Origin of the sequence: Streptomyces sp. AC1-42W (assembly GCF_003248355.1) — a bacterium.
GTDB lineage: Bacteria > Actinomycetota > Actinomycetes > Streptomycetales > Streptomycetaceae > Streptomyces.
In genome coordinates this window covers 2,416,083-2,441,055 of the sequence record NZ_QKWY01000001.1, presented here as the reverse complement: position 1 = coordinate 2,441,055, position 24,973 = coordinate 2,416,083, and the positions used below count along the sequence as shown (strand labels likewise).

At 70.9% G+C, this 24,973-nt stretch carries 27 protein-coding genes; 10 read left to right on the top strand and 17 right to left on the bottom strand.

The window, feature by feature from the left end:
• The first annotated feature begins 195 nt into the window (after window positions 1–195).
• Together DNK56_RS11200 and DNK56_RS11195 are read left to right on the top strand one after the other, a co-directional pair.
• A complete protein-coding gene (locus DNK56_RS11200) occupies window positions 196–1,011 on the top strand; it encodes an NAD-dependent epimerase/dehydratase family protein (protein ID WP_111333109.1) in 816 nt (271 codons plus the stop codon).
• Between the two features lie 92 nt (window positions 1,012–1,103).
• The gene (locus DNK56_RS11195; RefSeq protein ID WP_199563789.1) at window positions 1,104–2,321 is read left to right on the top strand and encodes a TerD family protein; all 1,218 of its coding nucleotides are present in this window, start codon (window positions 1,104–1,106) and stop codon (window positions 2,319–2,321) included.
• Between the two features lie 52 nt (window positions 2,322–2,373).
• On the opposite strand, the gene DNK56_RS11190 is transcribed toward DNK56_RS11195, so the two are convergent.
• From DNK56_RS11190 to DNK56_RS11180, 3 genes are all read right to left on the bottom strand, one after another.
• Entirely contained in the window at window positions 2,374–2,604 is a 231-nt protein-coding gene (locus tag DNK56_RS11190; protein ID WP_111333103.1) for a hypothetical protein, read from the bottom strand.
• A gap of 46 nt (window positions 2,605–2,650) precedes the next feature.
• Entirely contained in the window at window positions 2,651–4,159 is a 1,509-nt protein-coding gene (locus tag DNK56_RS11185; RefSeq protein WP_111335690.1) for an alkaline phosphatase PhoX, read from the bottom strand.
• A gap of 173 nt (window positions 4,160–4,332) precedes the next feature.
• Complete coding sequence (locus DNK56_RS11180) at window positions 4,333–5,832, bottom strand: hypothetical protein (protein WP_111333101.1); 1,500 nt, start codon at window positions 5,830–5,832, stop codon at window positions 4,333–4,335.
• 284 nt (window positions 5,833–6,116) lie between these two features.
• Here DNK56_RS11180 and dapA point away from each other — a divergent pair, with 284 nt between their 5' ends.
• A complete protein-coding gene (gene dapA / locus DNK56_RS11175) occupies window positions 6,117–7,010 on the top strand; it encodes a 4-hydroxy-tetrahydrodipicolinate synthase (protein WP_111333099.1) in 894 nt (297 codons plus the stop codon).
• 47 nt (window positions 7,011–7,057) lie between these two features.
• Here dapA and dapD read toward each other — a convergent pair whose 3' ends face one another.
• From dapD to DNK56_RS11160, 3 genes are read right to left on the bottom strand one after another with little or no spacing between them, the layout of a single operon-like run.
• Window positions 7,058–8,047, bottom strand: a complete 990-nt coding sequence (gene dapD / locus DNK56_RS11170; RefSeq protein WP_111333097.1) for a 2,3,4,5-tetrahydropyridine-2,6-dicarboxylate N-succinyltransferase — start codon at window positions 8,045–8,047, stop codon at window positions 7,058–7,060.
• A 10-nt stretch (window positions 8,048–8,057) separates the two neighbouring features.
• Window positions 8,058–8,654 carry a TetR/AcrR family transcriptional regulator gene (locus DNK56_RS11165; RefSeq protein WP_111333095.1) on the bottom strand — a complete coding sequence of 199 codons (597 nt, stop codon included), beginning with the start codon at window positions 8,652–8,654 and terminating at the stop codon, window positions 8,058–8,060.
• Window positions 8,654–8,974, bottom strand: a complete 321-nt coding sequence (locus tag DNK56_RS11160) for a DMT family transporter (protein WP_111333093.1) — start codon at window positions 8,972–8,974, stop codon at window positions 8,654–8,656. Before DNK56_RS11160 ends, DNK56_RS11165 begins: the two co-directional genes overlap by 1 nt.
• Before the next feature lie 107 nt (window positions 8,975–9,081).
• Here DNK56_RS11160 and DNK56_RS11155 point away from each other — a divergent pair, with 107 nt between their 5' ends.
• Entirely contained in the window at window positions 9,082–10,200 is a 1,119-nt protein-coding gene (locus tag DNK56_RS11155; protein ID WP_446750431.1) for a DUF7847 domain-containing protein, read from the top strand.
• Window positions 10,201–10,216: 16 nt separating this feature from the next.
• Here DNK56_RS11155 and DNK56_RS11150 read toward each other — a convergent pair whose 3' ends face one another.
• Window positions 10,217–10,582 (bottom strand): VOC family protein, encoded by a 366-nt coding sequence (locus DNK56_RS11150; protein ID WP_111333088.1) that lies wholly within the window; start codon window positions 10,580–10,582, stop codon window positions 10,217–10,219.
• Between the two features lie 188 nt (window positions 10,583–10,770).
• Between DNK56_RS11150 and DNK56_RS11145 the strand changes: the two genes are divergently transcribed.
• The 3 genes from DNK56_RS11145 to DNK56_RS11135 all read left to right on the top strand — a co-directional run bounded on the left by DNK56_RS11145 (window position 10,771) and on the right by DNK56_RS11135 (window position 13,543).
• Window positions 10,771–11,202, top strand: a complete 432-nt coding sequence (locus DNK56_RS11145) for a hypothetical protein (protein WP_111333086.1) — start codon at window positions 10,771–10,773, stop codon at window positions 11,200–11,202.
• Window positions 11,203–11,211: 9 nt separating this feature from the next.
• On the top strand, window positions 11,212–13,014 hold the full coding sequence (locus DNK56_RS11140; RefSeq protein ID WP_111333084.1) for an alpha/beta hydrolase: 1,803 nt from the start codon (window positions 11,212–11,214) through the stop codon (window positions 13,012–13,014).
• 97 nt (window positions 13,015–13,111) lie between these two features.
• Window positions 13,112–13,543 carry a hypothetical protein gene (locus DNK56_RS11135; RefSeq protein WP_111335688.1) on the top strand — a complete coding sequence of 144 codons (432 nt, stop codon included), beginning with the start codon at window positions 13,112–13,114 and terminating at the stop codon, window positions 13,541–13,543.
• 62 nt (window positions 13,544–13,605) lie between these two features.
• Here DNK56_RS11135 and DNK56_RS11130 read toward each other — a convergent pair whose 3' ends face one another.
• Genes DNK56_RS11130 through DNK56_RS11095 form a run of 8 tightly spaced genes read right to left on the bottom strand, consistent with a single transcriptional unit; the run spans window position 13,606 to window position 20,159 of the window.
• A complete protein-coding gene (locus DNK56_RS11130; protein ID WP_018104628.1) occupies window positions 13,606–13,944 on the bottom strand; it encodes a metal-sulfur cluster assembly factor in 339 nt (112 codons plus the stop codon).
• Complete coding sequence (sufU, locus tag DNK56_RS11125; RefSeq protein ID WP_274543572.1) at window positions 13,941–14,396, bottom strand: Fe-S cluster assembly sulfur transfer protein SufU; 456 nt, start codon at window positions 14,394–14,396, stop codon at window positions 13,941–13,943. Before sufU ends, DNK56_RS11130 begins: the two co-directional genes overlap by 4 nt.
• A gap of 21 nt (window positions 14,397–14,417) precedes the next feature.
• On the bottom strand, window positions 14,418–15,674 hold the full coding sequence (locus tag DNK56_RS11120; protein WP_111333082.1) for a cysteine desulfurase: 1,257 nt from the start codon (window positions 15,672–15,674) through the stop codon (window positions 14,418–14,420).
• Window positions 15,671–16,435 carry a Fe-S cluster assembly ATPase SufC gene (sufC, locus tag DNK56_RS11115; protein ID WP_111333080.1) on the bottom strand — a complete coding sequence of 255 codons (765 nt, stop codon included), beginning with the start codon at window positions 16,433–16,435 and terminating at the stop codon, window positions 15,671–15,673. The genes DNK56_RS11120 and sufC overlap by 4 nt, the downstream gene beginning before the upstream one ends.
• A gap of 7 nt (window positions 16,436–16,442) precedes the next feature.
• The gene (locus tag DNK56_RS11110; protein WP_111333078.1) at window positions 16,443–16,760 is read right to left on the bottom strand and encodes a bifunctional 3-phenylpropionate/cinnamic acid dioxygenase ferredoxin subunit; all 318 of its coding nucleotides are present in this window, start codon (window positions 16,758–16,760) and stop codon (window positions 16,443–16,445) included.
• The gene (gene sufD / locus DNK56_RS11105; protein ID WP_111333076.1) at window positions 16,760–17,941 is read right to left on the bottom strand and encodes a Fe-S cluster assembly protein SufD; all 1,182 of its coding nucleotides are present in this window, start codon (window positions 17,939–17,941) and stop codon (window positions 16,760–16,762) included. Before sufD ends, DNK56_RS11110 begins: the two co-directional genes overlap by 1 nt.
• A 59-nt stretch (window positions 17,942–18,000) precedes the next feature.
• The gene (gene sufB, locus DNK56_RS11100) at window positions 18,001–19,422 is read right to left on the bottom strand and encodes a Fe-S cluster assembly protein SufB (RefSeq protein WP_111333074.1); all 1,422 of its coding nucleotides are present in this window, start codon (window positions 19,420–19,422) and stop codon (window positions 18,001–18,003) included.
• Window positions 19,419–20,159: a helix-turn-helix transcriptional regulator gene (locus tag DNK56_RS11095; RefSeq protein WP_111333072.1), complete on the bottom strand. Its 741-nt coding sequence runs from the start codon at window positions 20,157–20,159 to the stop codon at window positions 19,419–19,421. The genes sufB and DNK56_RS11095 overlap by 4 nt, the downstream gene beginning before the upstream one ends.
• Before the next feature lie 136 nt (window positions 20,160–20,295).
• On the opposite strand from DNK56_RS11095, the gene DNK56_RS11090 reads away from it, so the two are divergent.
• The 3 genes from DNK56_RS11090 (at window position 20,296) to DNK56_RS11080 (ending at window position 23,108) form a co-directional block, all read left to right on the top strand.
• Window positions 20,296–21,255: an ABC transporter ATP-binding protein gene (locus tag DNK56_RS11090; protein ID WP_111333069.1), complete on the top strand. Its 960-nt coding sequence runs from the start codon at window positions 20,296–20,298 to the stop codon at window positions 21,253–21,255.
• Entirely contained in the window at window positions 21,252–22,019 is a 768-nt protein-coding gene (locus DNK56_RS11085) for an ABC transporter permease (RefSeq protein WP_111333067.1), read from the top strand. Before DNK56_RS11090 ends, DNK56_RS11085 begins: the two co-directional genes overlap by 4 nt.
• Window positions 22,020–22,094: 75 nt before the next feature.
• Window positions 22,095–23,108, top strand: coding sequence for a COX15/CtaA family protein (locus tag DNK56_RS11080; protein WP_111333065.1), 1,014 nt, complete (start codon window positions 22,095–22,097; stop codon window positions 23,106–23,108).
• A 78-nt stretch (window positions 23,109–23,186) separates the two neighbouring features.
• Here the strand turns inward: DNK56_RS11080 and DNK56_RS11075 are convergent, their stop codons facing one another.
• Window positions 23,187–23,552: a hypothetical protein gene (locus tag DNK56_RS11075; RefSeq protein ID WP_111333063.1), complete on the bottom strand. Its 366-nt coding sequence runs from the start codon at window positions 23,550–23,552 to the stop codon at window positions 23,187–23,189.
• Between the two features lie 94 nt (window positions 23,553–23,646).
• A complete protein-coding gene (locus DNK56_RS11070; RefSeq protein ID WP_199563791.1) occupies window positions 23,647–24,600 on the bottom strand; it encodes a heme o synthase in 954 nt (317 codons plus the stop codon).
• Window positions 24,601–24,973: the final 373 nt, after the last annotated feature.

Below are 24,973 nucleotides of genomic sequence, written 5' to 3'. Positions count from 1 at the left end.
GGCCCCTCCTGATGCGTGCGCATTTATGATTAGCGTCCATATCTATGAACGATGCCCAAGCTAGGCCCGCCGTGCCGCCCGGTCAAGGCGACTTCGTCCGCTCCCGGACAGCCGAAACCCGACCCCCCTTGACGCCTCCGGACCCCCCACATACCTTGTCCACGCATGTGAACCTGATCCAAGAGGAGACCCCGCATGCCCGCCGCAACGCCCCGCACCGTCCTGCTCACCGGCGCCGCCGGCGGACTCGGCACCCTGATGCGCGAGCTGCTGCCCGCCCACGGCTACACGCTGCGCCTGTTCGACCTGGTGCCGATCGAGGGCGAACCGGACGCGATCACCGCCGACCTCGGCGACCCGGAGGCACTGCGCCGGGCCGTGGCGGGGGTCGATGCGATCATCCACCTCGCGGGCATCTCGCTGGAAGCCTCCTTCGACAAGATCCTCCGGGCGAACATCCAGGGCACGTACAACCTCTACGAGGCCGCGCGCGAGGCCGGCGTCCGGCGGATCGTGTTCGCCTCCTCCAACCACGCGGTGGGATTCACCCCGCGCCCGCTGGCGGGCGACCCGCTGATCCCGGTGGACACCCCGCACCGCCCGGACACCTTCTACGGCCTCTCCAAGTCGTTCGGCGAGGACCTCGCCCAGCTGTACTGGGACCGGCACGGCATGGAGACGGTGTCCGTGCGCATCGGCTCCTGCTTCCCCGAGCCCACCTCCGTGCGGATGCTGTCGGTGTGGATGAGCCCGGCGGACGGCGCCCGGCTGTTCGACGCCGCGCTCACCGCCGAGAACGTGGGCCACACCGTCGTCAACGGCTCGTCGGACAACACCCGCCTCTGGTGGGACCTGTCCTCCGCCCGCGCCCTGGGCTACGAACCGCGGGACGACTCGGAGCCGTACGCCGCGAAGCTCCTCGCGGAACAGGGCGAGCTGGACCCCGGCAACCCGGACCACGCCCACCTCGGCGGCCACTTCTGCACCCACCCGCCGCTCTGGCCGCACTGAGCCGGAGCGCGCCGCACCATGGCTTGCGCCGTCCGGGCGAACCCGCCGAAAGGTAAGGGAACGGCAAAGCCGGGTCGTTCGTTCTCCCGGACATGACCGCTATGACACCTGGCTCGAATCTTCCGCTCACCGCCGTCCGCGTGTCGGTGGACGTCGCCGCGCCCGTGCGGCTCGACGTGTCGGGCCTGCTGCTCACCGCCGGGGGCAAGGTGCGCTCCGACGACGACTTCATCTTCTACAACCAGCCCTCGGGCCCCGGCGTCACCTACCGCTCCGGCAACGGCAGCGCGCCGGACGCCGTCGTGGTGGACACCGCCGCCGTTCCGGCCGGCATCGAGAAGATCGTCGTCACGGCGAGCCCGGACGGCGCCGGTCAGACGTTCCAGGGCGTCGAGCCGACCGCCACCGTGCGCAACGCGGACGACGGCAGCGTGCTGGCCTCCTTCACCCCGCCCCGGCTGGGCGCCGAGACCGCCCTCGTGGTCATGGAGGTCTACCGGCGCGCCGGGGCGTGGAAGGTCCGCGCGGTCGGCCAGGGCTATGCGAACGGGCTGGCGGGCATCGCCACGGACTTCGGTGTGACGGTCGACGAGGCCCCGGCCGCCCCGGCTCCGGTCACCGCCCCCACGCCCCCGGCTCCCGTCGCCGCGCCAATGGACCCGCGCCTCGCCCCGCCCCCGCCGGCCGCGCCCCCGGCCGCTCCCCCCGCGCCTGCGGCGCCGCCCGCTCCGGGCCGGATCAATCTGGACAAGGGCCGGGTCAGCCTGCGGAAGAACGAGACCGTGTCGCTGGTCAAGGCCGGCCGGCCGCTGCTCTCGCGGGTCAAGATGGGGCTGGGCTGGGAGCCCGCCTACCGGGGCAAGGACATCGACCTGGACGCGTCGGTCATCGCGTACGGCCCGCAGCGCAACCATCTGGACAGCTGCTACTTCGGCAAGCTGTCGATCCTCAACGGCGCGATCAAGCACTCCGGGGACAACCTCACCGGCGAGGGCGAGGGCGACGACGAGGTGATCGTCGTCGATCTGGGCCAGATCCCCGCGGAGGCGACGGGCCTGGTCTTCACGGTCAACTCGTTCACCGGGCAGAAGTTCACCGAGGTGGCCAAGGCGTACTGCCGGCTGGTGGACGCGGCCACCGACGAGGAGCTGGTCCGCTTCGACCTGACCGGGGCCGAGCCGCAGACCGGCGTGATGATGGCCAAGCTGATCAAGCAGTTCTCGGGCGAGTGGGAGATGACCGCCATGGGTGACTTCGTGAAGTCGCGGACCGTGCGCGGCATGGTCAAGCCCGCCGCCCAGGCCCTCTAGCGGGCATACCGAAGGGCCGCCCGTGTGGAGGCGGGCGGCCCGGACGAGCGCCTCAGAGCTTCGTCAGCTTCGAGTACGGGCTCAGGATTCTCCCCTGACGGCCCGCGAAGTCGATGATCACCGCGTCGTTGTCGCCTTCGACGGCGAGGACGCGGCCGAGGCCGAACTGGTCGTGCGATACCCGGTCGCCCAGGGCGAATGACTCGACCGGTGGGGCCGCCTGGGCCGGGCGGTTGAAGGGACTGGACGGCAGGTGGCGCCGGGAGCCGGCTGACTGTTTCATTGCTTCGAGTATGCGCCTCGCGGGCTCCCGGCGCCATGCCCTGCCGTCAACGCTTGGGCTGGCGCTTCCACGGACCGGTGATCGCCACCATGATTCCCGGCGTCTGGATGTTGGCGAACAGCGTCCGGCCGTCCGGCGAGAAGGTGACCCCGGTGAACTCGCTGAACTCCGGCTCCTCCTCGCTGCCGATGTTCAGGTCGTTGCGCGCGATCGGGTAGGTGCGGCCGCTCTCGGTCGCCCCGAAGAGGTGCTGGACGCCGTCGCCGTCCTCGGCGATGACCAGGCCGCCGTACGGCGAGACGGTGATGTTGTCCGGGCCGTCGAACGCGCCGTCCTTCGACGGGTCGGGGTTGACGCCGAGAAGCACCTTCAGGGTCAGCGTGCGGCGCTTCGGGTCGTAGAACCAGACCTGGCCGTCGTGCTGCTCGGGGCTCTCACCGCGGGCGAAGGAGGAGACGACGTACGCGCCGCCGTCCGCCCACCACATGCCCTCCAGCTTGCGGGCGCGGGTGACGGCACCGTCCGCGAACTGCTTGCGCACCGAGACCGACCGGGCGTCGCGGTCCGGGACGTCCACCCAGTCCACGCCGTAGACCGTGCCGGTCTTGGTGGCGCGCGAGAGGTCGTCGACGAACTTGCCGTGCCGGTCGAAGCACTTGAATGCCTGGAGGACCCCGGCGTCGTCGGCGAGGGTGCGCAGCTTGCCGCGGCCGTGCCGGAAGCCGTGCGGCGGAACCCAGCGGTAGAGCAGGCCGTTGGGGCCGGAGGCGTCCTCGGTCAGGTAGGCGTGGCCCTGCTTGGGGTCGATGACGACCGCCTCGTGCGCGTACCGGCCGAACGCCTTGATCGGGCGCGGCGAGCGGTTGGCGCGCTTGTCGTACGGGTCCACCTCGAAGACGTAGCCGTGGTCCTTGAGCAGGCCCTTCTTGCCGGCCTTGTCCTCGGTCTCCTCGCAGGTGAGCCAGGTGCCCCACGGGGTGGAGCCGCCCGCGCAGTTGGTGGAGGTGCCGGCGATGCCGACCCACTCGGCGGTGCGGCCGTCGCGGCGGGTCTCGACGACGGTGCAGCCGCCGGCCGCGACCGGGTCGTAGACGAGGCCCTCGGTGAGGGGCACCGGGTGCTCCCAGCCGGCCCGCGTGCCGCTCAGCTCGTGATTGTTGACCAGCAGCGTCACTCCGCGCGGGCCCTCGAAGGCGGCCGTGCCGTCGTGGTTGGAGGGCGTGTACTCGCCGGTCTCCAGCTTGGTGACGCCGCAGTGCGTGATGATCCGGTACGAGAACCCGGCGGGCAGCGCGAGTATGCCCTTGGGGTCGGGGCGCAGCGGTCCGTAGCCGGGTTCGCGGTGGTGGCCGTGTCCGTGGCCGTGTCCGTGGCCGTGGCCCCCGTGGCCGTGTCCGTGTCCGTCGTGACCGTGGCCGTGGCCGTTTCCGTGCTTGGGTCCCCCGGCGGCGAGGGCGCCGGGCGCGGTGGCCAGCGCGGCGACGGTTCCGGTGAGGGCGATGCCGGCGCCGGTGAGGGCGGACTGTGTGGTGAATTCCCTGCGCGTGAAGGCCATCACGTACTCCTGGTGCAGCGGGGGTGTGTTGTTGACGGGCTCACCGTTCCGCCCGTTCCCCAACATCAGTTGAACCGGTGACGTCTTCGGGGCGCACCTTTCGGTGAACATCGACGTCGGGCGGGCGGCCCGCACCCGGCCGCCCGCCCGTCACCCTGCCGCGTTACGCCTGCTCAGTCGGTGGCACCGGCGCGCGAGCGGGCCTTGAAGGCGGCCTTGCGGGCGTCCTTGGCCTGCTTCTTGTCGCTGTGCAGCCGCCCCATCGCCTCCAGGACCTCCGCGGTCGCCGGGTGGTCCACCCGCCAGGCCTCCTCGAAGAAGCCGCTGTGCTGCCCGGACAGGCCCTCGACCAGGGCCTGGAGTTCGTCGAGGTCGCCGTCGGCCTCCAGCTGGGCGGCGATCGTGTCGACGGCGAGCCAGAAGATCATCGTCTCGGAGGGGGCGGGGACGTCCTGCGCGCCCCGTTCGGCCAGCCAGACACGGGCCAGGCCGCCCAGCTCCGGGTCGCCCAGGACGTCGCGCACGGCGGGTTCGGCCTCGGCGCCGACCAGGGCGAGCGCCTGCTGGCAGTGGAGCCGGCGCAGCGGGGCCGGCGGGTCGGTGCCCCGTGCGGCGTCCAGGAGTTCGGCGGCGGCGCCGTCCGTGCCCCGGCGTTCGAGCCAGCCCTCGATCTCGGCGCGGGCGGCGGCCTCGGGGTAGTGGGCGATGCCGCCGAGGAGCGCGTCGGCGCCCTTGTCCACCAGGTCGCCGACGGCCGGGGCGTCCACGCCGGCCTCCAGCATCCGGGCGCGGATGCCGTACAGGCCGAGCGGGGTCAGCCGGACCATGCCGTAGCGGGTGACGTCCTCCTCGTCGGCGGCGGACACGGTCTCCTCGCCCTCCTCCACGAGCAGCGCCTCGTCCACCGGGTGGTACTCCACGATGCCGATGGGTTCGAGCACCCGGAACTGGTCGTCCAGGCGCATCATCGCGTCCGAGACCTGCTCCAGGACGTCGTCGGTGGGCTCGCCCATGTCGTCGGGGACGATCATCGACGCGGCGAGCGCGGGCAGCGGCACGGGCGCCCCGTCCGCCCCCTCGCCCACGGTGAGCAGGTAGAGGTTGCCCAGGACCCCGTCCAGGAACTCCGCCTCGGCCTCCGGGTCCCAGTCGAGCGCGTCGAAGTCGATGGAGCCGTCCTCGCCGACGAGGTCCGCGAAGTCGTCGAAGACGGGCGCGGTGGCGTCGGCGTACGCGGCCTCCAGGCCGTCCAGCCAGATCGCCAGCACGTCCGCGGGTGAACCGCCGGTCAGCAGCACGAGGTTCTCGCCGGCCGTGACGGTGCCGGACGCGTCGTCGCCGGTCTCCTCGTCGTCCTCGTCGAGGCCGTCGTCCGGGTCGCCGGGGTCGGTGGCGGGGTCCTCGATGTCGACGAGTCCGGTGTCGACGGCGAGCCGCCACGCCTCGCTGGCCTCCGCCGCGCCGTCCTCGTCGGGGGTGAGGCCCAGGTGTGCGGCGGCGGCGGGAAGCTGGGCCTCGGCCAGTTCGCCGCCGGCCCCGACCCTGGTGTCCGGGCCGGCCCAGCGGGCGAGCCGTGCGGCGCGGGCGAGCAGCGGCGCGGCAAGCGCGTCCCGTGCCAGCTCGGCCTCGGTGTGCAGCCGGGCCGGCGGCAGGGTCGGGCGCTCTGCGGACATCAAGGGGTCTCCTCGGAACGTACGGGGTGGGGGGCCGCCGGGCGGCTCAGGACGTGTGACGCGGGGCCTTGCCGTCCGCCCGGCGCCTGCGGCGCGGCGGACGGGGCATCCGGAACACGCCCTAAGCCTAGACGCATTTCGCCGCGTGCCGACCGGAATGCGGGCAAGGCCCCCGGTACCCCGGCCCGAGGGTCCCGGACCCCGGAAACCCTTGAGCATCGCTACACGGTCGATGGCAGCAAATCTAAGTGGACCTTCACCGTTCGGCGTCCGAGACTGCCGGTATGACGCCTTCCGCACCCTTGCGCCCGCGCCCCTTCGGCCGCGCCCTCTGCGCCATGATCACCCCGTTCACCACCGGTGGCGCCCTGGACCGGGAGGCGGCGGCCGCGCATGCCGCCGCCCTGGTCGCGGGCGGCTGCGACGGGCTGGTGCTCAGCGGCACGACCGGCGAGTCCCCGACCACCTCCGACGCGGAGAAGACGGACCTGCTGCGCGCGGTCCGGGAGGCGGTCGGCCCGGACGTGCCGCTGGTGGCGGGCGTCGGCACCTCGGACACCCTGCACACCCTGGAGCTGGCCCGCCGGGCCGAACAGGCGGGCGCGGACGGGCTGCTGGTGGTGACGCCGTACTACAGCCGGCCCCCGCAGGCGGCGGTGGAGGCGCACTTCCGCCGGGTCGCCGACGCGGCGGGGCTGCCGCTGATGCTGTACGACATCCCCGGCCGCACCGGCACCCGGATCGAGCCGGAGACACTGCTTCGGCTGGCGGAGCACCCGCGCATCGTGGCGGTGAAGGACTGTTCGCGCGATCTGCTGGCGGCGACCCGGGTGATCGCGGCGGGCGGGCTCGCCTACTACTCCGGCTGCGAGGAGCTGAACCTGCCGCTGTACGCGCTGGGCGGGGCGGGCTATGTCAGCACGGTCGCCAATGTGGTGCCGGGGCGGCTGCGGGCGGTGCTGGACGCCTTCGACGCCGGGGACACCGCGGGGGCGGCCCGGCTGAACGGGCGGCTGGCGGCGCTGACCGCGCTGATGATGGAGTCCGGGCTGCCGGGCACGGTGACCGCGAAGGCGCTGCTGGCGGCGGGTCCGGTGCGCGAACCGCTGCAGCCCGCCGGGCGCGAGGCGTCCGACGGGCTGCGTGCGGCGTACGAGGAACTCCTCGCGGCCGTCTAGGACCGTTCGGCCTTTCGGCCTTTTGGCTGGTCCCGTGACCTCTGGTCTCAGTTGTTGCTGTGCAGGACGTCGTTGAGGCCGTCCCAGACCGCGTTGTTCGGGCGGGCCTCGACGGTTCCGGTGACCGAGTTGCGGCGGAAGAGGATGTTCGAGGCGCCGGAGAGCTCGCGGGCCTTGACCACCTGGCCGTCCGGCATGGTGACGCGGGTGCCGGCGGTGACGTAGAGGCCGGCCTCCACGACGCACTCGTCGCCGAGCGCGATGCCGACCCCGGCCTCCGCGCCGACCAGGCAGCGCTCGCCGATGACGATGCGCTCCTTGCCGCCGCCGGAGAGCATGCCCATGGTGGAGGCGCCGCCGCCGATGTCCGAGCCGTCGCCGATGACGACACCGGCGGAGATGCGGCCCTCGACCATGGAGGTGCCGAGCGTGCCGGCGTTGAAGTTGACGAAGCCCTCGTGCATGACGGTGGTGCCGGAGGCGAGGTGCGCGCCGAGGCGGACCCGGTCGGCGTCCGCGATGCGTACGCCCTTGGGCGCCACGTAGTCCGTCATCCGGGGGAACTTGTCGACGGAGGTCACCTGGAGGTGCAGCCCGTCGGCGCGGGCGTTGAGCCGGACCTTCTCCAGGTCGTCCACGGCGACCGGGCCGAGCGAGGTCCAGGCGACGTTGGCGAGGAAGCCGAAGATGCCGTCCAGGTTCTGGCCGTGCGGGCGGACCAGGCGGTGCGAGAGCAGGTGCAGGCGCAGGTAGACGTCGTGGGCGTCGAGCGGTTTGTCGTCGAGCGAGGCGATGACCGTGCGCACGGCGACGACCTCGACCCCGCGGCGGGCGTCCACGCCGATAGCCTTGGCGGCGCCCTCGCCGAGCAGGTTGACGGCCCGGTCGGGGTCGAGCCGCTCGGTTCCGGCGGGGCCCGGCTCGGCGGTGAGCTCGGGCGCGGGGAACCAGGTGTCGAGGACGGAGCCGTCGCCGGCGATGGTGGCGAGGCCGGCGGCGACGGCGCCGGTGGGCCGGGTGGAAGTCGTGTCGGTCATGACCAGAAACCTAACCGGACCGCCCCCGCCCGGGCGAACCGGTCTCACCGTCCGGGCGAGGCTCCGCGCCCCGTCCCAGCACCCGGCCCAGCATTTCGCGGGCGTACGCCTCGTCGTACTCGCCGCCGGTCAGCAGGACCTGGAGGCAGATGCCGTCCACCAGGGCGACCAGGGCCCGGGCGGTCGCCGGGTCGGTGCACGGCTGGAGCAGGGCGGCGGTGGCGTCGGTCCACTCGGCGGCGACCGGGCGCAGCGCGGGGCGGCGCAGGGCGGCGAGGTACAGCTCGTACTCCAGCTCCGCCCGGCCGCGCCCGGCGGCGAAGTACCGCCCGAGCAGCCGGGCGAGTTCGGCCGCGAGGTCGGCGTCCGGGTCCGCGAGGGCGGTGCTCCCGCGCATGACGGCGGCGAAGTTCTCGTTGGTCCGGCGCAGGGCGGCGGTCAGCAGCTCGTCCAGCGAGGCGAAGTGGTACGTCGTCGAGCCCAGCGGCACGCCGGCCTCGGCGGCGACGGAGCGGTGGCTCAGCCCGGCGATGCCCCGCTCGCCGACCACCCGGATCGCCGCGTCGATGATCCGGGAGCGCCGCTCGGGGTCGTACCGCCGTGCCATCAGTGCGCTCCCCCCAGGTTGAGCACGACGACCCCCGCGATGACCAGCAGGACACCGGCCAGCTTGGCCGCACTGGCGGACTCGCCCAGGAAGACCATGCCGATGACGGCCACGGCGGCGGTGCCGACGCCCGCCCAGATCGCGTAGGCCGTGCCCACGGACAGGGTCTTGAGGGTCTGGGCCAGCAGGGAGAAGGCGAGCAGATAGCCGGCGACGGTGATCAGCGAGGGCCACAGCCGGGTGAATCCCTCGCTGTACTTCATGGCGGTCGTTCCCGCCACCTCCGCGGCGATGGCCGCGGCGAGCAGTCCGTATCCCATGTGTACAAGTGTACGCAACGGCTGCCCGCAGACGGCCTCGATGGCCGGAATCCGGGGGCGCTACCGTGGTTCGTCCAGTACATGACGCACGGACCGACGGAGCAGCAGTGGCGCAGGACGCAGGGTGGGGCGGCGGTGCCTACGGGGGCACGCCGTACGGGGGAGCTCAGGGACCGTCCGGGTGGGGCGGCTGGGGCGGTGGCTGGATGGCGCCCAAGCCGGGGGTGATACCCCTGGGTCCGTTGCGGCTCGGGGACATATTCAACGGCGCGTTCGGCACGCTGGGCCGCTACGGCAAGCAGCTCTTCGCGGTGGGCGCGGCGCTCTACGGCGGGGCGCTGGTCGTGGTGGTCGCGGCGGCGGCCGTGGCGTACGCGGTGGTTTCGAGCCATCTGGACCGGCTGTTCGACCTGGCCGAGCACGAGGACCCCGCCGGGCGGGACCTGGGCCCGGTGTTCACCGCGTTCATCGTGGTCGGACTGGTCGGCCTCCTGGCGACGGTGATCGCGTCGGCCGTGGTCTACGCGGCGGTGCCGGCGGTCCTCCAGGAGGCGGTGCTGGGCCGGCCGACGACGTTCTCGGCGGTCTGGCGGCGGGCGTGGGCCCGGATGCCCGCGGTGCTGGGCACGCTCCTGCTGACGGCGCTGATCGCGATGGTGCCGTCGCTGCTGGCCGTGGCCGCGCTCGTCGTGGGCGTCTTCGGCGCGGTCGCCACGGACGGCGGCGGGGCGTGGGTGACGCTGATCGTCGCGGGCGCGGTCTGCTTCCTGGCCCTCATCCCGCTGACGGCCTGGCTCTGGATCAAGTTCTCGCTGGCCCCCTCGGCGGCCGTCTTCGAGAACCAGGGCCCGGTGGCCTCGCTCCGCCGTTCGGCCAGGCTGGTGCGCGGCGACTGGTGGCGGATCTTCGGGATCACGCTGCTGGGGGGCGCGCTGGCCGCTGCGGCGAGCTACCTCATCCAGCTGCCGTTCAACTTCGTGGGCATGTTCACCAGCTCGATGGGCACGGCCGGCCTGGACGAGAACTCGAACCCGGCCGCGATCATCTCCGTGCTGGCCGGCTATGTGGTGCTCGGGGCGATCGGCCAGCTGGTGAGCCAGCTGATCGTCTCGGTGTTCCCTCCGCTGGTGACCGGCCTGCTGTACGTGGACCGGCGCATCCGCACCGAGAACCTGGCCCCGGTGCTCGCCGAGGCGGCCGCCGTACCACCGCAGTTCACGGAGTAGCGGCGGCCGCGGCGGCTCAGTCGGTGAGTGTCTTCCTCGGGCGCAGGACGCAGAACTCGTTGCCCTCGGGGTCGGTCATCACCACCCAGGTCACATCCGCCGCCTGCCCGACCTCGGCGCGCCGGGCGCCGAGCGCGGTCAGCCGCTCGACCTCGGCGGCCTGGTCGTCGGGCGCCAGGTCGATGTGCAGCCGGTTCTTGACCGCCTTGTCCTCGGGCACGGGCAGGAAGCAGATGCCCGGCCTCGTGTTCTCGTCGGCACCGATGACGATCTCGTCCTCGTCCTCGTAGAGCACCCGCCAGTCCAGCGCGGCACACCAGAACCGTGCCTGGGCGGACAGATCGTGGGCGTCCACGGCGATTTGATGGAATCGAAGAGCCATGCCCCCAGTCTGCCCCTCGGCGTCCCCGCCGCGCGGCCGCGACATCCGGCGCGAGCCGCCAACCGCATGTGGCGCAAAGCCGCTTGATTGCATGTGGGAATCGGGAATGATGGCACGCGTGTACGGGCTCGGACAACCCGGAGGCGGGGCCGGGCCCTTGGGGGCAGGGGACACACGGGGAGGGCGCAGTGACGTCTACGCATATGCAGTTGAACCACGTTCCGGCCGATGGCCCGGGGGGTGGGCCCGCGGGTGGTCCGGCGGGGCCGGGCACATCGGCGGATCTGAGGTCCAGCAAGCGGGCATGGGTCCAGGCGGGCGACGGCACGAAGGATCTCGCCACGCCGATCGGTTCGGCGCTGACGAAGCTCGGGGACGGGCAGGCGGAACTGGGCGACGCGCCCGGCTGCCGGAGCGCGGCGGCCCAGCGGGAGCTGTACACCTCCTGGCACGCGTATGTGGAGAAGGTGCGCAAACGCTGCACGTCCCTGGGCGGGCTTCTCGCCTCTTCAGGGCATGATCTGGCCAAGCCCGACGCGTCGCTGAAGGCCGAACTGGACGCGATGAAGGGCACGTACGAGGACACCCCGGCCGTCGGCGGTCGGTCGAAAGGGGCGTGATCCGGGCGTATGGATCTTGCGACGCTGAAGGCGCTCAAGCCCGCGGAGTTCGAGAACGCCGCGGACGGGTACCGGGCGACGGCCGCGATGGCCGACGCGGCGAAGGACACCGTCGACAACCGGATCGCCGCGGGGATACGCAACCAGTTGGCGGGCGCGACGGTCCGGGCCGCCCTGCGCGAACTGACCGCGGTGTCGAGGAACTTCCAGTACGTGCAGACCGAGTGCGGGCTCGTGAGCACCGCGCTGAACGGCTTCGCCTTCGACATGGCTTCGGCCAAACGGAAGCTGGAGGCGGCGATCGAGGACGCGCGGGCGGACCACTGCACGGTGCACGCGGACGGTTCGGTCGGCTACCCGGCGGGCCGGAAGCCGGGCGCGGAGAAGGACACCCCGGGCGGCACCGTCACCGGCAGCGCCGGAGGCGACCCGACCGCCGACGCCCTGGAACGCCAGGCCGCGAACATCCACCCGAACCCGTACTACGGCGTGGCCGTCGAGTACGCCGGCCGGATAGCGGACGCCCTGCGGGAAGCCACCGAGGCCGACGCGAAGTGGGAGCCGAAGCTCCGCGCCTTACGCGCCGACGACGACCTCGTGGTCTCGGACCGGGACTGGACCGACGTGACCTCCGACCGGGGCGGGGTGGCCGACGCCGCCGACACGTACCTGGACAGCATCGAGCCCCCGCCGAAGGAAGCCACCCCCGAGGAGAGCGCGGCGTGGTGGAAGGGCCTCACCCCGGAGCAGCGGGCCGACTATCTGGCCGTCCATCCGAACGCCGTCGGAGCGATGAACGGCCTCCCGTCCGACATCCGCGACGACGCGAACAGAATGGTGCTGGACGAGACGAGGGCCAAGTACCAGTTGGACCTCAACACCATCCCGCAGGAGCCGGTCAAGTACGCCCCCAACACCAACGGCGGCTATCCCGCCGCGGTCATCACCGCGGAGTGGCGGCAGTGGAACGACAAGTACGGAGCGAAGAAGGACAGGCTGGAAGGCGCGCTCAAGGGAATGGCCGCCATCCAGGACCGCTTCGACCGCACGGGCGAGAAAGGACTTCCCGAGGCGTATCCGCTCGGCTTCGACCCCACCGGCCTCGGAGACGGAAGAATCATTCTCGCCAACGGGAATCCCGACACGGCGGACCACGTGGGCGTCTGGGTCCCCGGCACGAAGGCGAGCCTGGAATCCAGCGGTGGGGACATCGGCCGCGCCGAGAAGCTCTGGAACGCGAGTCACCAATTGAATCCCGACCAGAAGATCTCCACCGTCCTGTGGCTCGACTACAACGCGCCGGACCATGCCATTTTTCAGGCGCCGAGCGGAAAGTACGCAGAAGAAGGCGGCCCACGACTCCACGATTTCCTGGAGGGCAACAGAGTCGCGCAGCAGACCGCCGACGGCACCCGCTCCCACACGACCGTTGTCGGGCACAGCTACGGGAGCACGGTCGCCGGCGTCTCGGCCCAGTCGGGAACCTGGCACGACGCCAAGGCCGTCGACGACTACGTCTTCGCGGGCAGCCCCGGTGTCCAGGCCGACCATGCGGGAGACCTGGGCGTCCCGGGCAATCATGTCTGGGCCATGGGTGCCGATTCCCTGGACGACGGGCTGGTTCGATGGGGCGGCCGACTCGTGGGGCTCGGTGACAACGCGGCCATTCCCACCGACGAATCCTTCGGCGGAAACATCATGAAAAGCGATGCCGAGGGCCACACGGGGTTCTACGACGAGGACTCCCTCAGCCTTTTCAACCAGGCAGCCGTCATCGCCGGCCGATACTCCAAGGTGAGCCTTGAACAGTAGATTTTCTGCGCTGGGAATCAGTATCACGCTGTGCGTGCTCGCGGTGGCGTGTTCCGGAAAGGAAACGGCGATGGAGACACGAGGCAAGGAAGCCGCGATGACAGACGTCGAGCAGGCGTCCAGCCGCATCCTCGAAATCATCGACGTCAAAGGGAAAGCCACAGAGCCGGGGGCGATGACCTCGCCCTGCTCGGACGACTACCGCCAGGAAGACCCCTACCACGCACTCCACCTCTGGAGTCTCTACAAAGCACCCTACGCCGAACTCGAAAAAGGCATGGACCGCCTGCGCGACGAGCTTCCGAAGGACGGCTGGAAGATCACGAAGGACGGCAGGGACGGCACCGTCGGCAACAGCCCGCAGCTCATCGCCGAATCCGAGGCACGCGGAGTCAAGGCCGACATCAGGCTGGACAAGGAGGTCAAGGCCGAGAAGGCGCCCGCCATGCTGAGGGTCACCGTCCAATCGCGCTGCTACCACCTGCCGGCCACCCCGGAGGAACAGTCACCCGGCATGTGGCACCCGTAAACGCCGAACGGCCCCCGGCAGCAGACTGTGCCGGGGGCCGTTTCGTGCGGTCGTGCGGACGCTCAGACGTTGAAGCCCAGCGCGCGCAGCTGTTCGCGGCCGTCGTCCGTGATCTTGTCCGGGCCCCACGGGGGCATCCAGACCCAGTTGATCCGGAGTTCGTTGACGATGCCGTCCGTCGCGGACTTCGCCTGGTCCTCGATGACATCGGTCAGCGGACAGGCCGCGGACGTCAGGGTCATGTCGAGGGTGGCGATGTTGGCGTCGTCGATGTGGATGCCGTAGATCAGCCCCAGGTTGACGACGTCGATGCCCAGCTCCGGGTCGACCACGTCGTACAGCGCTTCGCGGACCTCCTCCTCGGAGGCCGGCTTGGTCGTCACGGTCTCGTTGTCGCTCATGTGGTCTTCCCTTCGGACAGCGCCTGCGCCGTCGCGTCCTTCCACGCCATCCAGCTCAGCAGCGCGCACTTCACCCGCGCCGGGTACTTGGAGACACCGGCGAACGCGACCGCGTCCTCCAGCAACTCCTCCATCGCGTCGTCGGGCTCCAGCTGCCCCTTCGACTGCATCAGCTCCAGGAACGCCTCCTGGACCTTCCGCGCCTCGGACAGCTCCTTGCCGACCAGCAGCTCGTTCAGCACGGAGGCGCTGGCCTGGCTGATGGAACAGCCCTGGCCCTCGTAGCTCACGTCGGCGATGGTCTCGCCGTCGTACCGTACCCGCAGAGTGATCTCGTCACCGCACGTCGGATTGACGTGGTGCACCTCGGCGTCGCCGTCCCGCAGGCCGCGCCCGTGGGGGTGCTTGTAGTGGTCCAGGATCACTTCCTGGTACATGGAATCCAGCTTCACGAGTTCAATCCCCAGCCGCGTCTAGGCGAAAAAGTTCCGGACGTGTTCCAGGCCGTCCACCAGGGCGTCCACCTCGGCGGGCGTGGAGTACAGATAGAACGACGCTCGCGTCGTCGCAGGAATTCCGTACCGCAGGCAGACCGGGCGGGCGCAGTGGTGGCCGACCCGGACCGCGATGCCCTGTTCGTCGAGCACCTGGCCCACGTCGTGGGGGTGGATGTCGCCGAGGGTGAAGGAGATCGTCGCGCCCCGGTCCTCCGCGGTGGCGGGGCCGATGATCCGCAGGTCCGGCACCTCCAGGAGCCGCTTCACCGCGTACTCGGTGATGGCCTGCTCATGGCGGTGGATGTTCTCCATGCCGATCGCCGAGAGGTAGTCCACGGCCGCGCCGAGGCCGACGGCCTGGGCGATCGGGGGCGTACCGGCCTCGAACTTGTGCGGCGCGGGGGCGTAGGTGGACGAGTGCATCGAGACGGTCTCGATCATCTCGCCGCCGCCCAGGAACGGCGGCAGGTCCTCCAGGAGTTCCTGCCGTCCCCAGAGCACGCCGATACCGGTCGGGCCGACCATCTTGTGGCCGGTGAAGGCCACGAAGTCGGCCTGGAGCGCCTGGACGTCCACCACCATGTGCGGGGCCGCCTGGGAGGCGTCCACGCAGACGAGCGCACCGACCTCCTGGGCACGCCGGACGATCTTCTCGACCGGGTTGTGGGTGCCCATGATGTTCGACACCAGCGTGAAGGTGACGATCTTCGTCTTCTCGGTGATGACGTCATTGATGTTCGACAGGTCGAGCCGGCCGTCGTCGGTGATGCCGAACCACTTCAGCTTCGCGCCCGTGCGCTGCGCGAGCAGCTGCCAGGGCACGATGTTGGAGTGGTGCTCCATCTCCGTGGTGACGATCTCGGTCTCGTGGTCCACCCGGTAGGGCTCGTCGGCCCAGCCGAGCATGTTGGCCACGAGGTTCAGCGACTCGGAGGCGTTCTTGGTGAAGATGACCTCGTCGCGGCTGGGCGCGTTGATGAAGGCGGCGACCTTGTCACGCGCGCCCTCGTAGAGCGCCGTGGCCTCCTCCGCGATCGTGTACACGCCCCGGTGCACATTGGCGTTGTGCTGCTCGTAGTACTGGTTGAGGGCGTCGAGAACCTGGCGCGGCTTCTGGGAGGTCGCTGCGCTGTCCAGGTAGACGATCTTCTTCCCGTCGTGGATGGTGCGGTCCAGCAGGGGGAAGTCCTTGCGGATCGCCTCGGTGTCGAGGAGGCCCGGCAGATATGTCACGCGGCTGCGCCACCCTTCACGTACGCCTCGTAGCCCTCGTTCTCCAGCTTGTCGGCCAGCTCGGCGCCGCCGGACTCGGCGATGCGGCCGTTGGCGAACACGTGCACGAAGTCGGGCTTGATGTACCGGAGAATCCGGGTGTAGTGCGTGATCAGCAGGGTGCCGACCTCGCCGGTCCCGCGGACCCGGTTGACGCCTTCGGAGACGATCCGCAGCGCGTCGACGTCCAGGCCGGAGTCGGTCTCGTCGAGGATGGCGACCTTCGGCTTGAGGAGCTCCAGCTGAAGGATCTCGTGGCGCTTCTTCTCGCCGCCGGAGAAGCCCTCGTTGACGTTGCGCTCGGCGAAGGCGGGGTCCATCTGGAGCTCGGCCATCGCCTCCTTGACCTCCTTCACCCAGGTGCGCAGCTTGGGCGCCTCGCCGCGGACGGCGGTGGCGGAGGTGCGCAGGAAGTTGGAGACCGAGACGCCGGGGATCTCGACCGGGTACTGCATGGCGAGGAACAGGCCGGCGCGGGCCCGCTCGTCCACGGACATCTCCAGGACGTCCTCGCCGTCCAGGGTCACCGTGCCGCTGGTGACGGTGTACTTGGGGTGACCGGCCAGCGAGTAGGCGAGGGTGGACTTGCCGGACCCGTTGGGGCCCATGATGGCGTGGGTCTCGCCCTGCTTCACGGTCAGGTCGACGCCCTTGAGGATCTCCTTCGTGGCGTTGTCGGCCTCGACGGTGACGTGCAGGTCGCGGATTTCAAGCGTTGCCATGGGTGACTCAGGACTCCTGGGTGACGGAGACGAGCACATCGTCCCCTTCGATCTTGACGGGGTATACGGGGACGGGGCGCGTCGCGGGAAGGCCGGACGGCTTGCCGGTGCGCAGGTCGAAGCTCGATCCGTGCAGCCAGCACTCGATCATGCAGTCCTCGACCTCGCCCTCGGACAGCGAGACGTTCGCGTGCGAGCAGATGTCGTTGATCGCGAACACCTCGCCCTCGGTGCGGACGACGGAGACCGGCGTGCCGTCGAGTTCCACCCGCTTGGGGGTGTCGTCGGCCAGCTCGCTCAGCGCGCACGCTCTGACAAAGGCCATCAGACCGCCGCCTCCAGCTCGGCCTCGATCTTGTCGAGGAGCCGGGCCTCGACGTCCGGCAGCCCGATCTGCTGGACCAGTTCGGCGAAGAAGCCGCGCACGACCAGGCGGCGGGCCTCCTCGGCGGGGATGCCGCGCGACTGGAGGTAGAACAGCTGCTCGTCGTCGAAGCGGCCGGTCGCGGAGGCGTGGCCGGCGCCGACGATCTCGCCGGTCTCGATCTCCAGGTTCGGCACGGAGTCGACCCGGGCGCCGTCCGTGAGGACCAGGTTGCGGTTCATCTCGTAGCTGTCGGTGCCCTCGGCTGCGGCCCGGATGAGCACGTCGCCGATCCACACCGCGTGCGCGTCGTCGCCCTGGAGCGCGCCCTTGTAGGCCACGTTGGACTTGCAGTGCGGGGTGTTGTGGTCGACCAGGAGGCGGTGCTCCTGGTGCTGGCCCCGGTCGGTGAAGTACAGGCCGAACAGCTCGGCCTCGCCGCCCGGGCCCGCGTACGCGACCCGGGGGTGCAGCCGGACGACGTCGCCGCCGAAGGTGACGACGACCGACTTGAACGTGGCGTCCCGGCCGACCAGCGCGTTGTGCTGGGCGACGTGGACGGCGCGCTCGTCCCAGTCCTGCACGGAGACGACGGTCAGCTTGGCGCCGTCGCCCAGGACGTAGTCGACGTTGGCGGCGAGCACCGCGTCACCGGTGTGGTCGATGACGACGACGGCCTCGGCGAAGGCGCCCAGCTCCACGACCAGCTGGCCGTAGGCGACGCCGCCCTCGCCGTGCACGGCGACCCGGATCGGCTCGGTGAGCACGGCCTCCTTGGCGACCGTGACGACGTGGGCCTGCTCGAAGGAGGAGTACGCCTGGGCGGCCACCCGGTCCACCGGCTTTCCGGCCCTGCCCAGCCGCGCGTCGTCGCGGCCGACGGTCTCGACCGTGACGCCGCCGGGGGCCTCGACGGCGACCTTGACACCGCCGCCGCCGGCGGTGGCGGTGCCGTCGTGCAGCCCGCGCAGCCGCTCCAGCGGGGTGAACCGCCACTCCTCCTCGCGGCCGTGCGGGACGGGGAAGTCCGCTACGTCGTAGGACGGGGGCGCGCTCATGCGCGTCGCGACGGTCGACTCCGCGGCCACCGCGATGGAACCGGCGGTGGTGGACCCCGCGGGGATGTTCTGAGCCTCAGCCATGGCTGTCGTAGTGCTCGCTTTCTCAGTCAAGAACTCTTCAGGACGCGTTCGGCGGCGTACTAGCCGACCGAACCCTCCATCTGGAGCTCGATCAGCCGGTTGAGCTCCAGGGCGTACTCCATCGGGAGCTCCTTGGCGATCGGCTCGACGAAGCCGCGCACGATCATCGCCATGGCCTCGAACTCCGTCATGCCGCGGCTCATCAGGTAGAACAGCTGGTCCTCGGAGACCTTGGAGACGGTCGCCTCGTGGCCCATCGACACGTCGTCCTCGCGGACGTCCACGTACGGGTAGGTGTCGGAGCGGGAGATCGTGTCGACCAGCAGCGCGTCGCACAGGACGTTGGACTTCGCGCCCGGCGCGCCCTCGCCGATCTCGATCAGACCGCGGTACGAGGTGCGGCCGCCGCCTCGCGCCACCGACTTGGAGACGATGTTGGACGAGGTGTTCGGGGCCATGTGGACCATCTTGGCGCCGGCGTCCTGGTGCTGGCCCTCGCCCGCGAAGGCGATGGACAGGGTCTCGCCCTTGGCGTGCTCGCCCATCAGGTAGACGGCCGGGTACTTCATGGTGACCTTGGAGCCGATGTTGCCGTCGACCCACTCCATCGTCGCGCCCTCGTAGGCCACGGCGCGCTTGGTCACCAGGTTGTAGACGTTGTTCGACCAGTTCTGGATCGTCGTGTAGCGGCAGCGGCCGCCCTTCTTGACGATGATCTCGACGACCGCGGAGTGCAGCGAGTCGGAGGAGTAGATCGGCGCCGTGCAGCCCTCGACGTAGTGGACGTAGGCGTCCTCGTCGACGATGATCAGCGTCCGCTCGAACTGGCCCATGTTCTCCGTGTTGATACGGAAGTAGGCCTGGAGCGGGATGTCCACGTGGACACCCTTGGGCACGTAGATGAAGGAACCGCCCGACCACACGGCCGTGTTCAGCGAGGCGAACTTGTTGTCGCCGACCGGGATGACGGTGCCGAAGTACTCCTTGAAGAGTTCCTCGTGCTCCTTCAGCGCGGTGTCGGTGTCGACGAAGATGACGCCCTGCTCCTCCAGGTCCTCGCGGATCTGGTGGTAGACGACCTCGGACTCGTACTGCGCGGCGACACCGGCGACCAGGCGCTGCTTCTCCGCCTCCGGGATGCCGAGCTTGTCGTAGGTGTTCTTGATGTCCTCGGGCAGGTCGTCCCAGGAGGCGGCCTGCTTCTCCGTGGACCGCACGAAGTACTTGATGTTGTCGAAGTCGATGCCCGACAGGTCCGAGCCCCAGTTGGGCATCGGCTTCTTGTCGAAGAGGCGGAGGCCCTTGAGCCGCAGCTTCAGCATCCACTCCGGCTCGTTCTTCTTCTCCGAGATGTCGCGGACGACTGCCTCGGAGAGGCCGCGCTTGGCCGCCGCGCCTGCCTCGTCGGAGTCGGCCCAGCCGAATTCGTACGTGCCCAGGCCCTCGAGCTCAGGGTGGGCAATCTCCGTAGGGAGCGTCATGCGGGGTTCCTCCCGGCCGTGCTTGCAGATGCTGAATCGGTGGTCTGTGGGGTGGGGTGTCCGCTGCGCGGAATGTACGTCGTGCACACCCCGTCGCCGTGGGCGATGGTGGCCAGACGCTGCACATGGGTCCCCAGGAGGCTGGAGAAGATCTCCGTCTCCGCCTCGCACAGCTGCGGGTACTGCTCGGCGACATGGGCGACCGGGCAGTGGTGCTGGCACAGCTGCTCACCCTGCTGCGGGCCCGGCGCGCTGCGCGCCGTAGCAGCGTACCCGTCGGCGGACAGCGCCCTGGCCAAGGCTTCCGTGCGCGCCTCGGGGTCCGCGGCCTCGATCGCCGCGCGGTAGGACGCCGACTGCTCGGCGGTCCGGGCACGGGCGAAGGCCATGACGGCCTCGTCGCCGGCGGTCTCGGCGATCCAGCGCAGGGCGTCCGCGGCGAGCGCGTCGTAGGACTGGTCGAAGGCGTCCCGGCCGCAGTCGGTGAGGGCGAACACCTTGGCCGGGCGGCCGCGCGTCCGCGCCCCGTACACCCGCTTCTCGCGGGCCTCGACGACGCCGTCGCAGGCGAGGGCGTCGAGATGGCGGCGGACCGCCGCCTGGGTGAGGCCCAAGCGCTTCGCCAGCTCCGCGACCGTGGACGGGCCGTGGTCCAGGATGGAGCGCGCGACACGGTTGCGCGTCGAGCGCTCACCGGTCGCGAGTTCCTCCTGCGGAGCCTCGCCCACGTATTTCACAACGCCATTGTTGCGTAATTCCTCCGGCCGTGACAACCACGGTCCGAAACGATCAACGGTGCTTTCCATCACTTAGGGTTACCTAATCAAGCCCCGCGGCCGGAGCGGGCGCGGCGGCTGCCTAGACTCATTCGCCATGAACAGCGAGCCCGCCCCACCCCCCTCGGGACCCTTCTCCGGCCCGGCCGTCCGGATCAGCGGTCTGGTGAAGCGGTACGGCGACAAGACCGCGGTGGACGGCCTCGACCTGGAGATCCCGGCCGGCGCGGTCACCGCCGTACTCGGCCCCAACGGCGCCGGCAAGACCACCACCGTCGAGACCTGCGAGGGCTACCGCCGCCCCGACGGCGGGACGGTCCGGGTGCTGGGCCTCGACCCCGTCGCCGACGCCGCGCGGCTGCGCCCCAGGATCGGCGTGATGCTCCAGTCCGGCGGGATCTACTCCGGCGCCCGCGCCGACGAGATGCTCCGGCACATGGCGAAGCTGCACGCCCACCCGCTCGACGTGGACGCCCTCATCGAGCGCCTCGGCCTCGGCTCCTGCGGCCGCACCGCCTACCGCAGGCTCTCCGGCGGCCAGCAGCAGCGGCTCGCCCTGGCCATGGCGGTCGTCGGCCGGCCCGAACTGGTCTTCCTGGACGAGCCGACCGCCGGACTCGACCCGCAGGCCCGCCGCTCCACCTGGGACCTCGTCCGGGAGCTGCGCGCCGACGGGGTGACCACCGTGCTCACCACCCACTTCATGGACGAGGCCGAGGAGCTGGCCGACGAGGTCGCCGTCATCGACGCCGGCCGGATCGTCGCCCACGGCACCCCCGAGGCCCTGTGCCGGGGCGGCGCCGAGAACACCCTGCGCTTCACCGGCCGCCCCGGGCTCGACCTCGGCTCGCTGCTCAAGGCCCTGCCGGACGGCACCGAGGCCGCCGAGCCGGCCGCCGGCACCTACCGCATCACCGGTGACATCGACCCGCAGCTGCTGGCCACCGTCACCTCCTGGTGCGCGCAGCACGGCGTGATGCCCTCCGGCATCGCCGTGGAGCGCCACACCCTGGAGGACGTCTTCCTCGAACTGACCGGCAAGGAGCTGCGCGCATGAGCGCCGGTACGTACACCCCCCGGCCGGGCGCCGCCCCGCTGCCGCGCATGATCGCCGCGCAGACCGCGCTGGAGACGCGGATGCTGCTGCGCAACGGCGAACAGCTGCTGCTGACGGTGGTCATCCCGACGCTGCTGCTGGTGCTGTTCAGCGCGGTGGACATCGTGGACACCGGGGCGGGCGAGCCGGTCGACTTCCTGACGCCCGGCGTGCTGGCGCTGGCCGTGATGTCGACGGCCTTCACCGGGCAGGCCATCGCCACCGGCTTCGAGCGCCGCTACGGGGTGCTCAAGCGGCTGGGCGCCTCCCCGCTGCCCCGCTGGGCGCTGATGACCGCGAAGACCCTGGCGGTGCTGGTCACCGAGGTGTTCCAGGTGGTGTTGCTCACGGTGATCGCCTTCGCGCTGGGCTGGTCGCCGCAGGGCGGCCCGCTCCCGGTGCTGCTGCTCCTGGTGCTGGGCACGGCCGCCTTCTCGGGGCTCGGGCTGCTGATGGCCGGGACGCTGAAGGCGGAGGCGACGCTCGCCGCCGCCAACCTGGTCTTCCTGCTGCTCCTGGTGGGCGGCGGGGTGATCGTGCCGCTGGAGAAGTTCCCGGACGCGGTGCAGTCGGTGCTCGGGCTGCTGCCGATCGCGGCCCTCTCGGACGGGCTGCGGGACGTCCTCCAGCACGGCGCCGCGATGCCCTGGGGCGATCTGGGCATCCTCGCGGTCTGGGCGGTGCTCGGCCTCGGCGCGGCGGCCCGCTTCTTCCGCTGGGAGTGAGGCCGCGAGCGCGTTCCGTCGCCGTTACGCGTAACTCGTCCCCCTCGTGAAAGCTTGCACAAGCGGCGTCCTACGATGGTGCGCGTGCCCAAGCTGACCCGAGCCGAAGTCGCTCAAGCCCTGCGCAACCCGCTGCTGTACATCGCCGAGCGCTGGACGCCCCGGCCCCGGACGGTGAGCCGTGCGGCCATGTCGGCGGTCGTGATGTCCGTCGTGCTCGTCGTGACCGGCGGCGCCGTCCGGCTGACCGGCTCCGGCCTCGGCTGCCCGACCTGGCCCAAGTGCACCGACGAGAGCCTGACCTCGACGCACGAGATGGGCCTGCACGGCGTCATCGAGTTCGGCAACCGCATGCTGACCTACGTGCTGTGCGCGGCGGTGGCCTGGGCGATCATCGCGGCCCGCTCCGCGAAGCCCTGGCGCCGCAGCCTCACCCGGCTCGGCTGGCTCCAGTTCTGGGTGGTGATGGGCAACGCCGTCCTGGGTGGCGTCGTCGTGCTCGTCGGCCTCAACCCGTACACCGTCGCCGCGCACTTCCTGCTGACCACCGCGCTGCTCACGGTGGCCCTGGTGACCTGGCAGCGGGTCCGCGAGGGCGACGAGGCGCCGCGCCCGCTGGTCGGCAAGGCGGTCTCCCAGCTGGCCTGGCTACTGGCCGTGGCGGCGGGGCTGCTGATCGCCGTGGGCACGGTGGTCACGGGCGCCGGGAAGCACGCGGGCGACTCCAGCGACGTGCCCCGCATCCCGGTCGACTGGAAGATGGTCGCCCAGCTGCACGCCGACCTGGCGTGGGTGGTGGTGGCCCTGACGGTGGCGCTCTGGTTCGTCCTGAAGGCCGTGGACGCGCCGATCGGCCCGCGCCGCCGGGCCCGCGACCTGTTCCTCGTCGTGATGAGCCAGGGGGTCGTCGGCTATGTGCAGTACTTCACCGACGTGCCGGAGATCCTGGTCGGCGTGCACATGTTCGGCTCGTGCCTGGTGTGGATCGGGGTCGTCCGCGTCCTGCTGTCGCTGCGGGAGCGGCCGCTGACCGCCGTACGGGTGCCGGAGCCGGCGGACGGGCGTCCGGAGCCCGCCACGGCCGGCTGACGCCGCGCGGAGCGTACGTACGAGGAGGGGGGACCGGGGCGCGCGCCCCGGTCCCCCCTCCTCGTACGTGTACGGGGCTCAGCCCTTGTCGGACGGGCCGCCGACCTGGATGCCGGCCATCCGGGTCCACTCGTACGGGCCGGTGCGGACCTTCGCCGCGAACTCGCCGTCGAAGGACTCGTGCAGCGTGATCCCGGACCTGCGCGCCGCGCTCTCGGCGACCGCGTAGGAGGGGGCGACCAGATCGCCCCAGCCGCCGTCCTCGCCCACCAGGACGATGCGGGCGCCCTTCTGGCCGAGGTAGGCGATCTGTCCCTCGGCGCCGCCGTGGGCCTTCGCGAAGGCACCGATCTGCTTGGCGAGCCGGGCCGCCCTGCGCTCCGCGCGCGCCGCCTGCCTGCCGTCCACCTGCTGGGTCTCTGCCGTCTCAGCCGTTTCTGCCATGAACAGGATGCTACCGATGGGTAGATCAACTGGCGACGGGCGGGGAGCGTGGCCTCTGCCACGCTCCCCGCCCGTCGGACGGAGCTGAGGGGTTCTACCGCAGGAAGGGGTCCACCGCGACCGCGACGAACAGCAGCGACACATAGGTGATCGACCAGTGGAACAGCCGCATCTCCTTGAGCTTGGCGCCCGTCACCCCGGCCTTGGCCCTGCCGTGCAGCGCGTGCGCCTCCCAGAGCCAGAAGCCGCCGCTGAGCAGCGCCACCGCGGTGTAGAACCAGCCGGTGTAGCCCAGCGGGGTGAGCAGCAGCGAGACGGCGACCATCACCCAGCTGTACGCGACGATCTGGCGCGCGACCACCCGGTTGGACGCGATGACCGGCAGCATCGGGACGCCGACGCGCGCGTAGTCCTCCTTGACCTTCATGGAGAGCGGCCAGTAGTGCGGCGGCGTCCAGAAGAAGATGACGGCGAAGAGGATGACCGCGGCCCAGGACATCTCGTTGGTCACGGCCGACCAGCCGATGAGGACCGGCATGCAGCCCGCGATGCCGCCCCAGACGATGTTCTGCGCGGTGCGGCGCTTCAGCAGCATCGTGTAGATCACGACGTAGAAGAGCAGCGCGCCCAGCGACAGGGCCGCCGACAGCCAGTTGACCAGCAGCCCGAACCAGACCGTCGAGACCACCGCGAGGGTGATGCCGAAGGCCAGGCACTCGCGCGGGCTCACCATGCCGGTGACCAGCGGGCGCTGCGACGTACGGTCCATCAGCGCGTCGATGTCCCGGTCGATGTACATGTTCAGCGCGTTGGCACCGCCGGCGGACAGGTAGCCGCCGATGGTGGTGGCGAGCACGAGCCACAGATCGGGCACACCCTTGGCGGCGAGGAACATCACCGGCACAGTGGTGATCAGCAACAGCTCGATGATCCGAGGCTTGGTCAGCGCCACGAATGCCTTGACACGGGCTCCGAGCGGGCGTTGGCCCCCCGGACTCGGAGTCAAGGCGACCCCTGCGGGTCGGGACTCGACGGCCGTCACGCACACCCCTGACAGAGAAATCCCAGCAAGCTCCGGGCCGTGAGGGCCCGGTAAAGACTTGCGCGAACCCGACCACTGTAGACGTTGGGGACAGGCCGCCCTTCGCGGGGGTGGGGTCGTGTTGATGTGGCGCGGACCCCCGCCGCGACCCGGCCCCGGAACGGCTCGTACATACGAGTGACGCACAGCTGTGGCAGGGGTGGCACGGAGTGTTCCCCGGGTGCCCGCAAGCGAGCTCGAAAGCGCTCGTCGGAGCGCCCGGAAGTGGCTCGGCGCGCTCATCGGAGAAGCCCATCGGTGAGCCCTTCCGCTCATACGGGAGGCGGATTCCGCGGGGTGCCCGCACCCTGGTAGGAGCCGGAAAACGCGGGTACCGGCG

Coding starts and splice junctions, on each gene's coding strand:
- DNK56_RS11200 (WP_111333109.1), top strand. CDS start 196: ATGCCCGCCGCAACGCCCCGCACCGTCCTGCTCACCGGCGCCGCCGGC.
- DNK56_RS11195 (WP_199563789.1), top strand. CDS start 1,104: ATGACCGCTATGACACCTGGCTCGAATCTTCCGCTCACCGCCGTCCGC.
- DNK56_RS11190 (WP_111333103.1), bottom strand. CDS start 2,604: ATGAAACAGTCAGCCGGCTCCCGGCGCCACCTGCCGTCCAGTCCCTTC.
- DNK56_RS11185 (WP_111335690.1), bottom strand. CDS start 4,159: ATGGCCTTCACGCGCAGGGAATTCACCACACAGTCCGCCCTCACCGGC.
- DNK56_RS11180 (WP_111333101.1), bottom strand. CDS start 5,832: ATGTCCGCAGAGCGCCCGACCCTGCCGCCGGCCCGGCTGCACACCGAG.
- dapA (WP_111333099.1), top strand. CDS start 6,117: ATGACGCCTTCCGCACCCTTGCGCCCGCGCCCCTTCGGCCGCGCCCTC.
- dapD (WP_111333097.1), bottom strand. CDS start 8,047: ATGACCGACACGACTTCCACCCGGCCCACCGGCGCCGTCGCCGCCGGC.
- DNK56_RS11165 (WP_111333095.1), bottom strand. CDS start 8,654: ATGGCACGGCGGTACGACCCCGAGCGGCGCTCCCGGATCATCGACGCG.
- DNK56_RS11160 (WP_111333093.1), bottom strand. CDS start 8,974: ATGGGATACGGACTGCTCGCCGCGGCCATCGCCGCGGAGGTGGCGGGA.
- DNK56_RS11150 (WP_111333088.1), bottom strand. CDS start 10,582: ATGGCTCTTCGATTCCATCAAATCGCCGTGGACGCCCACGATCTGTCC.
- DNK56_RS11140 (WP_111333084.1), top strand. CDS start 11,212: ATGGATCTTGCGACGCTGAAGGCGCTCAAGCCCGCGGAGTTCGAGAAC.
- DNK56_RS11135 (WP_111335688.1), top strand. CDS start 13,112: ATGACAGACGTCGAGCAGGCGTCCAGCCGCATCCTCGAAATCATCGAC.
- DNK56_RS11130 (WP_018104628.1), bottom strand. CDS start 13,944: ATGAGCGACAACGAGACCGTGACGACCAAGCCGGCCTCCGAGGAGGAG.
- sufC (WP_111333080.1), bottom strand. CDS start 16,435: ATGGCAACGCTTGAAATCCGCGACCTGCACGTCACCGTCGAGGCCGAC.
- DNK56_RS11110 (WP_111333078.1), bottom strand. CDS start 16,760: ATGGCCTTTGTCAGAGCGTGCGCGCTGAGCGAGCTGGCCGACGACACC.
- sufD (WP_111333076.1), bottom strand. CDS start 17,941: ATGGCTGAGGCTCAGAACATCCCCGCGGGGTCCACCACCGCCGGTTCC.
- sufB (WP_111333074.1), bottom strand. CDS start 19,422: ATGACGCTCCCTACGGAGATTGCCCACCCTGAGCTCGAGGGCCTGGGC.
- DNK56_RS11090 (WP_111333069.1), top strand. CDS start 20,296: ATGAACAGCGAGCCCGCCCCACCCCCCTCGGGACCCTTCTCCGGCCCG.
- DNK56_RS11085 (WP_111333067.1), top strand. CDS start 21,252: ATGAGCGCCGGTACGTACACCCCCCGGCCGGGCGCCGCCCCGCTGCCG.
- DNK56_RS11080 (WP_111333065.1), top strand. CDS start 22,095: ATGGTGCGCGTGCCCAAGCTGACCCGAGCCGAAGTCGCTCAAGCCCTG.
- DNK56_RS11075 (WP_111333063.1), bottom strand. CDS start 23,552: ATGGCAGAAACGGCTGAGACGGCAGAGACCCAGCAGGTGGACGGCAGG.